The 12096-nt window shown below is 73.4% G+C and carries 11 protein-coding genes; 8 read left to right on the forward strand and 3 right to left on the reverse strand.

Features of this window, described 5'->3' with window-relative positions; genetic code table 11:
- Window positions 1-102 precede the first annotated feature (102 nt).
- Window positions 103-543: a hypothetical protein gene (locus ACIP89_RS17770; protein ID WP_402115593.1), complete on the forward strand. Its 441-nt coding sequence runs from the start codon at window positions 103-105 to the stop codon at window positions 541-543.
- Between the two features lie 40 nt (window positions 544-583).
- The gene (locus ACIP89_RS17775) at window positions 584-1396 is read left to right on the forward strand and encodes a hypothetical protein (protein ID WP_402115595.1); all 813 of its coding nucleotides are present in this window, start codon (window positions 584-586) and stop codon (window positions 1394-1396) included.
- An 11-nt stretch (window positions 1397-1407) separates the two neighbouring features.
- On the opposite strand, the gene ACIP89_RS17780 is transcribed toward ACIP89_RS17775, so the two are convergent.
- Genes ACIP89_RS17780 through ACIP89_RS17790 form a run of 3 tightly spaced genes read right to left on the reverse strand, consistent with a single transcriptional unit; the run spans window position 1408 to window position 3021 of the window.
- On the reverse strand, window positions 1408-1878 hold the full coding sequence (locus tag ACIP89_RS17780; protein ID WP_401929253.1) for a hypothetical protein: 471 nt from the start codon (window positions 1876-1878) through the stop codon (window positions 1408-1410).
- 44 nt (window positions 1879-1922) lie between these two features.
- On the reverse strand, window positions 1923-2381 hold the full coding sequence (locus ACIP89_RS17785; protein WP_402115597.1) for a cupredoxin domain-containing protein: 459 nt from the start codon (window positions 2379-2381) through the stop codon (window positions 1923-1925).
- Between the two features lie 37 nt (window positions 2382-2418).
- Window positions 2419-3021 (reverse strand): hypothetical protein, encoded by a 603-nt coding sequence (locus ACIP89_RS17790; protein ID WP_402115599.1) that lies wholly within the window; start codon window positions 3019-3021, stop codon window positions 2419-2421.
- Window positions 3022-3362: 341 nt separating this feature from the next.
- On the opposite strand from ACIP89_RS17790, the gene ACIP89_RS17795 reads away from it, so the two are divergent.
- The 6 genes from ACIP89_RS17795 to ACIP89_RS17820 all read left to right on the forward strand — a co-directional run bounded on the left by ACIP89_RS17795 (window position 3363) and on the right by ACIP89_RS17820 (window position 12084).
- On the forward strand, window positions 3363-4142 hold the full coding sequence (locus ACIP89_RS17795; RefSeq protein WP_402115601.1) for a hypothetical protein: 780 nt from the start codon (window positions 3363-3365) through the stop codon (window positions 4140-4142).
- A gap of 48 nt (window positions 4143-4190) precedes the next feature.
- Entirely contained in the window at window positions 4191-6335 is a 2145-nt protein-coding gene (locus tag ACIP89_RS17800; RefSeq protein WP_402115603.1) for a bifunctional serine/threonine-protein kinase/ABC transporter substrate-binding protein, read from the forward strand.
- A gap of 5 nt (window positions 6336-6340) precedes the next feature.
- Window positions 6341-8452 carry a bifunctional serine/threonine-protein kinase/ABC transporter substrate-binding protein gene (locus ACIP89_RS17805; protein ID WP_402115605.1) on the forward strand — a complete coding sequence of 704 codons (2112 nt, stop codon included), beginning with the start codon at window positions 6341-6343 and terminating at the stop codon, window positions 8450-8452.
- Between the two features lie 399 nt (window positions 8453-8851).
- The gene (gene tdh / locus ACIP89_RS17810) at window positions 8852-9880 is read left to right on the forward strand and encodes an L-threonine 3-dehydrogenase (RefSeq protein WP_401929244.1); all 1029 of its coding nucleotides are present in this window, start codon (window positions 8852-8854) and stop codon (window positions 9878-9880) included.
- 40 nt (window positions 9881-9920) lie between these two features.
- Window positions 9921-11114 (forward strand): glycine C-acetyltransferase, encoded by a 1194-nt coding sequence (locus ACIP89_RS17815; RefSeq protein ID WP_401929242.1) that lies wholly within the window; start codon window positions 9921-9923, stop codon window positions 11112-11114.
- A 43-nt stretch (window positions 11115-11157) separates the two neighbouring features.
- Complete coding sequence (locus tag ACIP89_RS17820) at window positions 11158-12084, forward strand: LysR family transcriptional regulator (RefSeq protein WP_402115606.1); 927 nt, start codon at window positions 11158-11160, stop codon at window positions 12082-12084.
- Window positions 12085-12096 lie beyond the last annotated feature (12 nt).

Below are 12096 nucleotides of genomic sequence, written 5' to 3' on the forward strand. Positions count from 1 at the left end.
TGATTGCTTCCCTGCGTTGTCCCGCCCTAGCGTGATAGGTGCGCGGACGGCGCTGTTCCTGTCGGCCGCACACGGGAAACGGGGAGGGCCACACCTATGCGCATGCGTACCTTATTGACGTCGGCTGCTCTGACCACCGTGCTGCTCGCCGGTTCCGTAGTTCCCGCGACGGCCGCACCGGCCACCGCGAAGGGACCCGGCGTCTTCGTCACCAATGGCGACCGCGTCCACATTTCGAGCACCCCGCCACGCACGGCGTCGGCCCACGCCTGGTGGACCCATGTGAGTGGCCCCGGTACCAAGGCCAAGGTCACCATCTGGCTCCAGATGAAGTCGGGCAAGAAGTGGCACTCGGTCGCCAGAAACGCGAAGAACCTCAAGTCCGGCAACGGCGGCAGCGCCCGCCGGGTCGTCGCGCGCAAGAAGTGCGCGAACCGCAACAAGCGCCAGTGGCGCACCAAGATCGACGTCGACCTCATCGGGGTGGCCGACTCACCGGAGAAGGCCTACACGAAGCCGGTCACCGTCAAGTGCGGCGTCTGATTCCCTGGTGCCAACACCCGCTCGATCCAGGAGTACGACCATGAGTGACACCGGTCCGGGCGCCACCCTCATCGTGGGGCTCCACGGGGTACTGGACCGGCACCCCTGGATCGACCGGGTGAGCGCCGAGTCCGACCTTGAGGAGGACGTCTTCAGCCTCGCCGTGAAGCGGGCGTCCGCCTACGCCTGGAGCTCCACCGTCCTGACGGACAAGCCCGCCGCCGACAACCTCTGGGACCACAACGACGCCGACGGCGACTGGACGCAGGACGGGCAGGTCCGTCAGCTGGCCTGGCTCCAGTCGTCGCTTCCCCGGCCCCTGAACATTCCGGGGAGGCGGCAGCGCACCCGCCGCCTCCCGGTGCTCCCCGTCATCACCGTCCTCTCGGACGCGCTGCGCCGCGTCGGCACCGTACGCCTCACCGGCACGCACGCCCTCGTACCGCTGCACCGTGCCGGGGACGCCCGCGTCGAACTCGCGGAGGTCGCCGACTGGTTCGCCCTCGCGGACCCCTCCGGCGCGGCCTCGCTGACCGTCACCGTGTCCGCCCTGCCCTCGGCGGATCTCGGCGCGCGGGCCGCCGAGATCCGCGACGCCGCGCTCGAACGCACCTATGGGCACCTGGGGGTCGAGCCTCTCAAGCCCGTCACGGTGCAGACCCCGGGGCTGGCACAGCCCCTCGCCGGAGTGGTGCAGGCAGAGGGGCTGCGGCGGGCGCTCGCCTACCGCTGCGAGGCGCGCGAGTGGTCGACGGATGTGGCCGCCTGGGCGACCGAGGTGTTCGCGGACTCGGTGCGGGCGGTGACGGGGCTCTCGGGCCTGATCCTCATCACGGTGTCCTCGGACGTGTGAAGTGCGGGCGCTCAGGGGTGGCGGACGTCGCGGGTCCGGGGCCCCGGCCGGAAGAGCAGCAGGTACACCGTGGCGACCATCGCGACCGCCTGGGCCACGACGGTGACCCGCTTCTCGGTGAACCAGACCGGTTCGTACATGCTCGGGAACGGCCCCCAGGCGCCGATGTCCGCGTACCGGTAGATCAGCAGGAGCGCGAGTCCGCCGGTCGCGACCGACCAGGCGAACAGATCGGCCGGCCACCGGCGCCAGACCAGCACGAGCAGCGCGGCCAGTGCCGCCATGGCCGCCTCGATGCGGAACAGCGTGCCCTGGCTGATGTCGGCCATGACGGCGTCGTACCGCCCGGCCAGGTGCGCGTGCACATAGGCGTCCACCGCGAGACCGGCCGCGGCGAGCACCCGGGCCGCACCGCGCACAAAGCGGCCGGAGCCGCCCCCGTGCGAGCGGCCGTCCGGTGTGACGGGGAGTTCTGCGGACATTGCGGCTCCATTCGCGCCGGTGGCCGTCGGGCGGCGTCCGGGGCTCACTTGACGGTGAGGGTCCCCGTCATGAAGGGGTGGATCGTGCAGTCGTACGGGTACGCGCCGGCCTTCGACGGGGCGGTGAAGGTGGCCGACTTGCCCGGGGCGATGTCGCCGGTGTCGAACGCCTTGCCCTTGGTCGCCGTCATCGTGTGCGTGGTGGTGTCGTCGTTCGTCACGGTGATCCGCGTACCGGGCGCGACGGTCTGCCTGGCGGGCCGGAACGTGAAGTCCTTGATGCTCACCTTCACCGCACCGCCGGCGGGCGGCCGGGACGAAGCGGACGCCGAGGGCGGCGCCGTCGTGGCCGGGACCAGCGAGGGTGGCGTGGCGGGGGCCGACGAGCTGCCGCCGCCTCCGCCGCCGCTGTCCGAGCAGCCGGCCAGGGCCGTCAGCGAGAGGGCGAGGGCGGCGGCGGAGGCGGCGAACCGCGTCCGGCCGGTACGGAACGGGAACGGCATGGCGTCTCCGGGGGCGCGGGGGCCGGGCCGGCCGGGGTCAGTACCCGTTGCCGGTGCCACTGCTGCTACTGCTGGTCGGCGTGGCTGTGGCGGTGGTGACCTGCTTGCCCTTGGCGTTGACGACGTACCACTTGGCGCCGAACGCGTCGACGCCCTGGCCCTTCGCGTCGCCGGGCTTCTTGTCCTCGTCGAAGAGGTACAGCGGGTGGCCGTTATAGGTCACCTGCTTCTTGCCGTCGCCGCGGGTCGTCGTCCTCAGCAGCTTCGAGCTGACTCCGGTGCCCGCGGTCGGCGTCTTCTTGTCGAGCAGCGGAGGCCATGCCTTGGCGCAGTCCCCGGTGCACGCGGACTTGTTCTCGGTGTCCTTGTCGAACACGTAGAGCGTCATCTTCTTCTCGTTCACCAGGGTCCTGCCGTACGTGCCCTTCCTGACGGAGACCGTCGGGGCGGGGGACGGGGACGGGCTGGGGGACGTGGCAGCGGCGGCGGGCACGTCGGCCTGGCGTGCGCTGTTCAGGCCGCCCGTGTCCGTACCGCCGGAGCCGCCGCTGTCGGATCCGCTCCCGGAGCATCCCGCCGCCGCGGCGGCCAGGAGAGCTGTGGAGGCCAGTACCGCGGCCGTCCTGGTGTGGCGTTTCATCGGGGCTCCTCGGTCGTCCTGCCGCCCGCACGAGTGGGGCGGGGTCGGCCCCAGTGGACCGCAGGCCCGGAGGGCGGGCCATCGGGGCGGAGCTGTTCGGGTAGCGGGCCGGGCGGCCGCCCACCGGGGCATCACCCGATCGGCGGAGCGTGCGGGTTCGCCGCCATCAGTGAGCCGTGCGAAACGGTAAGTGCCCTACACCGAAGCCGTCTTGATGGTGCAACAGTTTCGCGGACAGCCGTCCCGCACGGTCCCGCGCTCATAGGATCAGGGTGGTCTTCGGGGAGACGGGGTGGCGGATCGTGGGCTACGGCGGGCCGGTACACAGGTACGGAGTGCTGGTGCTGGCTCCACTGGTGCTGGTGGCGTGCTCCAGCGGCGGCGGGAGTCCGGGCGGGGAGGGCAGGAGCACCCGGGCCACCGGCGTCGCCACCTCCGAACCGGCCCCGGACATCACCTCGGGCATCGAGGACACCGGCGACATCGAGGCGGACCCGGCCAGGCTGCCCACGTCTCGCGACGAGGCCCTGGCCTTCATCGACCTGGTCATCGCGGACCCCGCCAGCTTCGGGCCCGACGTGATCAGGCGGAGCCCGTACGAGAGCGACCCGGCCACCTGGCCGGTCCTCGGCACCGACTGCGTCTGGCAGCAGCAGAAGCCGTTGTCGAGCGTGCTGGCCACCCGCGGCCGCTCCTTCGAGGTGCCCGCCGCCGGCGGCAAGGGGCCGGTACGGCTCTCCGCCGTCGTCACCGTGCACCGCAGCCGCGAGGGCGCGCGGTGGGAGATGGCGGAATCGGTGGAGGAGACGATGCGCTGCCCCACGCAGCAGCTCCAGAAGGGCGAACTGATCGGCTCGCTGGTCGCCGCCGCACTGCCGCATGGCGAAGGCGGCCAGGTGAACTCCGCGGACGCGCTGACCGAGATCGGGCAGTACAAGAGCTCCACGCTCGGCGGCCCCTTCCCGTACGTCTGGCAGCAGGCCCAGACCCTCCAGTTCACCGTGGCGGTGACCGGAAAAGGGGCCAAGGGGCGGACCGAGGAGGAACTCGACGAGCTGACGAACCAGGCCCAGGCAGCCATGCTGCTGCGGCTCAAGTCGGCCGTCGAGAAGCAGAGCTGAGAGAGCTCGGAGCTGAGAAAGCCTAGTGCTGAGAGAGCGGAGAGCGTGATGGAACGGCTGCGTCCCGCAGACCCCTCGACGATCGGCGGACACCGGCTGCTCGGACGGCTCGGCGCCGGAGGCATGGGCGTCGTCTACCTCGGCCGCACGGACGGCGGAGCCCTGACCGCGATCAAGGTGATCCTCCCGGAGTTCGCCGAGAACGAGGAGTTCCGGGCCCGGTTCCGCCGCGAGGTCGAGGCCGCCCGCCGGGTGGAGACCCCCTGGGCGGTCGCGGTCACCGGTGCCGAGACGGAGGGGACGCGCCCCTGGCTCGCCACGGCGTTCGTGCCGGGTCCCGCGCTGTCGGAGGCCGTCGCACGGTGCGGGCCGCTGCCCGCCCGCAGCGTCCGGGTGCTCGGCAGGCTGCTCTCCCGCGCCCTGACCGCCGTGCACGCGGCGGGCCTCGTCCACCGGGACGTCAAGCCGGGCAACGTGCTGCTCACGGTGGACGGGCCGCGCCTGATCGACTTCGGGATCGCGCGGGCCACCGACGCCACCGCGCTCACCGCCGCCGGCCTCGTGGTCGGCACCCCCGGCTTCCTCTCGCCCGAACAGGCCTCCGGCGACGGCACGGCGGCCGGACCCGCGAGCGACGTCTTCTCCCTCGGCTGCCTCCTGGCGTACGCCGCGACCGGACGGCCGCCGTTCGGCAGCGGAGCCGTCGACGCGCTGCTCTACCGGACCGTGCACGACGAACCCGACCTCGAAGGGGTCCAGGACCCCGGACTCCGCGAACTGCTCGGCGCGCTGCTGGCCAAGGAGCCGGCCGACCGGCCCGCCGCGGCTGAACTCGACACCCGGATCACCGAGGACGCGCCGAACGGCTCCATCGACTGGCTGCCGGACGACGTCGTGGCGCTGATCGCTGCCCGGTCCGCCGCCATGCTCGACCTGCCCGGCATCGAACCCACCGTCGCCGACCGGGGAACGCCGCCGCCCGAGGCCCGTCCCGGCCGGCGGAGACTGCTGCTCGCGGGCGCCGGGGCCGTCATCGCGGCAGGCGGCGGATTCGCCGTAAGGGAATGGCCGCGCGACGACTCCGGCGCGGCCAGGACCGGCGAACGGGCCTGGGCCATCGGCGTACAGGCGGACCTGTCCGGCCCGCAGAGCGCCGCCGGACGGGCCCAGGAGCGCGGGGTGCGGCTGGCCGTCGAACAGTTCAACTCCCGCGAGGACAAGCCCTTCACGCTGACCGTCAAGGCGATCGACGACGGCGGTGACGTCAAGCGCGCGGTCCGGGCCGCCGCGCGGTTCACCCGCGACCGCGACGTGCTCGCCGTGGTCGGCCCCACCGGAGACCACACCACGCAGGCGGTCCTCACCACCTACGACGAGGCGATGCTGCCGCTCGTCACCGTCTCCTCGATGCTGCTCTCCTACGCGGCCGGCTCCAAGAAGTCGTTCTTCCAGGCGGTCCCCTCCGACGGCGTGCTGTGCGCGCCCGTCATCCGCAGGCTGGTGCTCCGGCCGGACGTCGAACGGCTCGGGGTGCTGCTCGACCGGGTCGGCGGCCAGTCCGCCTACCAGGTCGGCTACCTCACCAACATGCAGACCGGCGTGATCACCACCGGCACCGCCTATCCGCGCGTGGTGCCCGCCGGGACCAAGGACCTGGCCCCGGTCATCGAGGACATGCTCCAGCACGACAGCGACGCCTTCTTCTACGCGGGCGACGCGGCCGGAGCCGCCCGCACCGCACGCGCGCTCGGCGGCACCCCCTTCAAGGGCCCCCGGATGGCCATGCACACGGCCATGCAGCCACGCTTCCTCAAGGACGCCGGACAGGCCGCGGAGGGCTGGGAGTTCACCGCGCCCTACACCGACGCCACGGCCCCCGGCGCCGAGGAGTTCGCCGCGGCCCACCGCTCGGCGTACGGCTCCGCCCCCGCGCACTGGGCCGCGGAGGCGTACGACGCGGCCGGGCTCGTGACCGCCGCCGTCACCGCCCTCGCCGGAAGCGGGGCCAAGCCGGTGCGGCCGGCCCGGACCGCCCTGGTCGCGAAGATCGCCGGGTCCTCGTACAAGGGCGTCTCCCGGACCTACGCCTTCGACGAACTGCACCGGCTCAAGGGGGCGGACGCCTACCTCTACGGGGTGCGGGACGGGCGCTTCGTCCACCTCGGCGCCGCGCCGAAGGCCGAGAAGACCTGAGCCGAATGCGCCCTCTCACCTCGGACGACCCGCGCACCATCGGCGAGTACCGCACCCTGGCCCGGCTCGGGGCGGGCGGCATGGGCGTGGTCTACCTGGCCCGCTCCGCGGGCGGGGCGCTCGCCGCCGTGAAGGTGATCCGCGCCGAGCACGCCGCCGACCCCGGATACCGCGCCCGGTTCCGCCGCGAGGCCGAGTCCGCCGCCCGGATCACCGGCCCCTGGGTGGTCCCGGTCACCGGGGCCGACACCGAGGCCCGTGAGCCCTGGCTGGCCACCGCGTTCGTCCCCGGCCCCTCGCTGGGCGAGGCCGTCGGGGAGCGGGGCCCCCTGCCGGAGGCCACGGTCCTGGCCCTCGGCGCCCGCCTCGCCGGAGCCCTCGTCGCGGTCCACGAGGCGGGTCTCCTGCACCGCGACGTGAAACCCGGCAACGTGCTCCTCGCCCTCGACGGGCCCCGGCTCATCGACTTCGGCATCGCCCGCCACGAGGGCGCCACCGCGCTCACCGCGACCGGCGCGGTGATGGGCACGCCCGGCTACCTGGCGCCCGAACAGGCCTCCGCGGGGCCGCTCGGACCGGCCTGCGACGTGTTCTCGCTGGGCTGCGTCCTGGCGTACGCGGCGACCGGGCAGCGCCCGTTCGGGTACGGCGCGGCCGCCGGAGTGCTCTTCCGCACCGTCCACGGCCGGCCGGACCTGGCGGGGCTGCCGTCCGTGCTGCTCCCGGCGGTGACGGCCTGCCTCGCGAAGGACCCGGCGGACCGCCCGACGGCGGCGGAGGCCGAGCGGCTGCTCACCGGCGACGGCACCGGCTGGGAGGTCCCGGGCCTGTCCGCCGCGGTCGCCGAACGCTCCGCCGCCGCCCTCGCCCTGCCGGACCCGGAACCCCCGCACCCCGCAGAGGACCGGACCCCGGCCCCGGACCGCCCGAGCCGCCGGCGCGTCCTCACCGCAGGGGCCGCCGGAGCGGTCCTGCTCACCGGCGGCGGAACCACCGCCTGGCTGGCCGCCCGGCGGGGCGGCGGCACCGGAGCGACGCCCCGCACGCTCCCCACGTACACGATCGGACTGCACACGGACACCACAGGACCGGGCAAGGCGGTCGGCCTCGCCCATGAACGAGGCGCCCGGCTCGCCGTCGACGACCACAACTCCCGTACGGACAAGACGTTCCGGCTCGGCCTGCGCGTCGAGAACGACGCGGGGGACGCCACCCGCGCCCTCGCCGTCGCGGACCGGCTGGCGGCCGACCCCGCGGTGCTCGCGGTCATCGGACCGACCACGGACGTCCCCGCCGCGGCGGTGGTCAGCCGCTACGCGAAGGCCCGCCTCGGCCAGGTGCTCGTCGCCGCGCGGTACGTGACCGACTCGGCGGACTCCGAGCAGCTGTGCGTACTGCGCCCCTACGACTCCTCGCTCGCCTCCGGACTGATCAGCCACATGGCGCGGGACCGACACGTCACGAAAGCCGTGGTCATCGAGGACCGGGCCGATCCGCAGGGCAGCTGGAGGGCCGCCAACCCGTTCCGGGACGCGAAGACGGGCCGCGTCACCGTCACCACGCACACCGTCGCGGCGGACGCCGGCGGTTTCGCCCCGGCCGCCCGCGCCGTGGTCGGCGCCGGGGCCGGAGCGGTCGTCTACGCGGGCACGTCCCCCGCCCGCGGCGCCCGCTGCGCCACCGCGCTGGCCGCCGCCGGGTTCACCGGAACGGCCCTGTCCAGCGGCCCCGTCCTGGCACCCGGCTTCCTGCGGGGGGCGGGCAGGGCCGCGGAGGGCTGGGTCTTCGCGGAGGCGTACACCGACCCCACGGCCCTGCCCGCCGCCGAGGCCTTCACCGCCGCGCACCGCAAGCGGTTCGGCGCGCCGCCCGCCACCTGGGCCGCAGAGGCCTACGACGCGGTCGGCCTGATCGCGCGGGCCGCCGGTACCACCAGCGCCACCGACGCCCTGCGCGGCGGAATCGCCCAGCGGGTCTTCCGTACCCGGTACCGGGGCATCACCCGACGGCTGGCCTTCGACAGCAGCCACCTGGTCCCGCGCAAGGAGGGCATCTTCCTCTACCGGATCGACGACGGACGGGCCCGCTTCCTCGGCCTGTACGGATCGGTACGGTGACCGTGCGCAGCCGGCCGCGGAACGTGGAAGGGGTGCCGGATGGCCGGACCCGGGCTTTCCGCAGGTGTGCTGGAGCTCTCCGCCGGGTCGGTGGAGTACGACAACACCGGGCGGCGACGGTCCGGTGCCCGTCCTGCTGCACGGGGTCGCCAGGTAGGCCGGGCGACGCCCGCGCGACCTGGGCGTGAAGCGGAGCTGCGGCCGCGCTTAAGAAAACCTCGATGGACCTGGGGCGCGCGGTACGGCAGATTTCTCCGTGACGGCGGAGGATGGTGCGCGGCAGCCGGTACCAGCGCGCTGCCACGCCGTCCCCTCATTCCTCCCCGGGCCGCAGGCTTCCTCAGGCATGCCCCCTGCCCGGGGAGCTCAACGCCGTACCAGGTACAGGGAGCCGCAGCCGTGAAGGCACTCGTGAAGCAGAAGGCCGAGCCGGGACTCTGGCTGATGGACGTTCCCGAGCCGGAGACCGGTCCCTCGGACGTGCTCATCAAGGTGCTCCGTACCGGCATCTGCGGTACCGACCTGCACATCCGCAACTACGACGGCTGGGCGCAGCAGGCGGTGAAGACGCCGCTCGTCCTCGGCCACGAGTTCGTCGGAGAGGTCGCCGCGATCGGTCCGGACGTCGTGGACATCGCGGTGGGCGACCTGGTCAGCGGCGAGGGCCACCTGGTCTGCGGCAAGTGCCGCAACTGCCTGGCCGGCCGCCGCCACCTCTGCCGCTCCACGGTCGGGCTCGGCGTCGGACGCGACGGGGCCTTCGCGGAGTACGTCGCGCTGCCCGCGTCCAACGTGTGGGTGCACCGGGTCCCCGTCGACCTCGACGTCGCGGCGATCTTCGACCCGTTCGGCAACGCCGTGCACACCGCGCTGTCGTTCCCGCTCGTCGGTGAGGACGTCCTGATCACCGGGGCCGGCCCGATCGGCATCATGGCCGCGGCCGTGGCCAAGCACGCCGGAGCCCGCAACGTCATGATCACCGACGTCAGCGAGGCCCGTCTCGACCTGGCCCGCAAGGTCGGCGTCAGCCTCGCGCTCAACGTCGGCGAGCAGACCATCGCGGACGGCCAGCGGGAGCTGGGACTGCGCGAGGGCTTCGACATCGGCCTGGAGATGTCCGGCCGCCCCGAGGCGATGCGCGACATGATCGCGAACATGACGCACGGCGGCCGCATCGCCATGCTCGGACTGCCGTCGGAGGAGTTCGCCGTCGACTGGGCCCGGATCGTCACCTCCATGATCACGGTCAAGGGCATCTACGGCCGCGAGATGTACGAGACCTGGTACGCCATGTCCGTGCTGCTGGAGGGCGGCCTCGACCTCGCCCCCGTGATCACCGGCCGCTACGGCTACCGCGACTTCGAGGCGGCCTTCGACGACGCGGCGAGCGGACGCGGCGGCAAGGTCATCCTCGACTGGACCGTCTGACCACCCCCGTATCCAGCTACCGAGCCGGGAGACACCCCTCATGTTCGACTCCGTACGCGACGACATGCGCACCACCCTCGAAGAGATCGAGGCCGCCGGGCTGCACAAGCCCGAGCGCGTGATCGGCACCCCGCAGTCCGCCACCGTCGCCGTCACCTCCGGTGGCCGCCCCGGTGAGGTGCTCAACTTCTGCGCCAACAACTACCTGGGCCTCGCGGACCACCCCGACGTGATCGCCGCCGCGCACCAGGCACTGGACCGCTGGGGCTACGGCATGGCCTCCGTCCGCTTCATCTGCGGCACCCAGGAGGTCCACAAGGAGCTGGAGCAGCGGCTCTCCTCCTTCCTGGGCCAGGAGGACACGATCCTCTACTCCTCCTGCTTCGACGCCAACGGCGGCGTCTTCGAGACCGTCCTCGGCCCGGAGGACGCGGTCATCTCCGACGCCCTCAACCACGCCTCGATCATCGACGGCATCCGGCTGTGCAAGGCCAAGCGCTTCCGCTACGCCAACCGCGACATGGCCGACCTGGAGCAGCGGCTCAAGGAGGCGTCCGGGGCCCGGCGCCGACTGATCGTCACCGACGGCGTCTTCTCGATGGACGGCTACGTCGCACCGCTGCGCGAGATCTGCGACCTGGCCGAGCGCTACGACGCCATGGTCATGGTCGACGACTCGCACGCCGTCGGCTTCGTCGGCCCCGGCGGGCGCGGCACGCCCGAGCTGCACGACGTGATGGACCGCGTCGACATCATCACGGGCACCCTCGGAAAGGCGCTCGGCGGTGCCTCCGGCGGCTACGTGGCCGCCCGCGCCGAGATCGTCGCCCTGCTGCGCCAGCGCTCGCGCCCGTACCTCTTCTCCAACTCGCTGGCCCCGGTCATCGCGGCGGCCTCCCTGAAGGTCATCGACCTGCTGGAGTCCGCGGGCGACCTGCGCGAGCAGCTCAACGCCAACACCGCGCTCTTCCGTACCCGGATGACAGCGGAAGGCTTCGACGTCCTGCCCGGCGACCACGCCATCGCCCCCGTGATGATCGGGGACGCGGCGAAGGCAGGCCGGATGGCGGAGCTTCTCCTGGAGCGCGGTGTGTACGTGATCGGGTTCTCCTACCCGGTCGTCCCGCAGGGCGCGGCCCGTATCCGCGTCCAGCTGTCCGCCGCGCACTCCACGGCGGACGTGAATCGCGCGGTCGACGCCTTCGTCGACGCGCGGGCGGCGCTGGGGGAGTGAGGCCCGGCGGGGGCATCCCTCGCGACCTGGGACAATAGGGCACATGATCGATGCACGGCGGCTGCGTATTCTGCGTGCGGTGGCGGACCACCGCACGGTGACCGCCGCGGCCGCCGCGCTCTACCTGACCCCCTCCGCCGTCTCCCAGCAGCTGGCCGCGCTGGAGCAGGAGACCGGGCACCGGCTGGTCGAGCGCAACGCCAGGGGCGCCAGGCTCACCTCGGCCGGGGAGATCCTGCTGACCCACACCAACGCGGTGCTGGCCCAGCTGGAGCGGGCCGAGGCGGAGCTGGCCGCCTACGGCGCGGGCGACGCCGGGACGGTCACGGTCGCCGCGTTCGCCACCGGCATCGGTCTGGTCCTCGCCCCCGCGATCGCCGCCCTCAGCGAGTCCGCACCCGGCATCCGGGTCCGGGTCCAGGACGCGGAGGGCGACGCGAGCGTCCCGATGGTGCTGGACCGGCAGGCCGATGTGGCCGTCGCCGTCGAGTACCGGGGCGCACCGGGCGAGGACGACCGCCGGCTGATCCGGGTGCCGCTGTACTCGGAGCCGTTCGACGCGGTGCTTCCGGTCCGGCACCGGCTGGCGGACCAGGAGCAGGTGGCGATCGCCGAGCTGGCGAAGGACACCTGGATCGGCCCCTACCCGGGCAACCCGTGCCATGACGTGGTGGTCCTGGCCTGCGAGTACGCGGGCTTCGAGCCCGCCCTCGAACACTCCTCCGACGACTTCCACGCCGTGGTCGCGCTGGCCGGCGCGGATGCCGGGGTGGCCCTGGTGCCCAGATCCGCCCTGCGCGGCATGGCCCTGACCGGCGTGGTGGTCCGCCCGGTGCACGGCAGCGCCCCGACGCGCCGGGTGTTCGCGGCGGTACGCCGCGGCGCGGAGGCGCATCCGCTGATCGCCCCGGTGCTGGACGCGCTGGCGGGGGCGGCGGGCGGGGTCGGGCTCGGGCGCGGGACGGGCTGAGGCGCCGGGGTC

The sequence above is a fragment of the Streptomyces sp. NPDC088730 genome, from assembly GCF_044751215.1.
In the GTDB taxonomy this organism is placed as follows: domain Bacteria; phylum Actinomycetota; class Actinomycetes; order Streptomycetales; family Streptomycetaceae; genus Streptomyces.

What these genes read in the sequence shown, in the direction of transcription:
- ACIP89_RS17780 (WP_401929253.1), bottom strand. Translation starts at nt 1,878, where the DNA reads ATGTCCGCAGAACTCCCCGTCACACCGGACGGCCGCTCGCACGGGGGC.
- ACIP89_RS17820 (WP_402115606.1), top strand. Translation starts at nt 11,158, where the DNA reads ATGATCGATGCACGGCGGCTGCGTATTCTGCGTGCGGTGGCGGACCAC.
- ACIP89_RS17790 (WP_402115599.1), bottom strand. Translation starts at nt 3,021, where the DNA reads ATGAAACGCCACACCAGGACGGCCGCGGTACTGGCCTCCACAGCTCTC.
- ACIP89_RS17775 (WP_402115595.1), top strand. Translation starts at nt 584, where the DNA reads ATGAGTGACACCGGTCCGGGCGCCACCCTCATCGTGGGGCTCCACGGG.
- ACIP89_RS17805 (WP_402115605.1), top strand. Translation starts at nt 6,341, where the DNA reads ATGCGCCCTCTCACCTCGGACGACCCGCGCACCATCGGCGAGTACCGC.
- ACIP89_RS17770 (WP_402115593.1), top strand. Translation starts at nt 103, where the DNA reads ATGCGTACCTTATTGACGTCGGCTGCTCTGACCACCGTGCTGCTCGCC.
- ACIP89_RS17800 (WP_402115603.1), top strand. Translation starts at nt 4,191, where the DNA reads ATGGAACGGCTGCGTCCCGCAGACCCCTCGACGATCGGCGGACACCGG.
- ACIP89_RS17815 (WP_401929242.1), top strand. Translation starts at nt 9,921, where the DNA reads ATGTTCGACTCCGTACGCGACGACATGCGCACCACCCTCGAAGAGATC.
- ACIP89_RS17785 (WP_402115597.1), bottom strand. Translation starts at nt 2,381, where the DNA reads ATGCCGTTCCCGTTCCGTACCGGCCGGACGCGGTTCGCCGCCTCCGCC.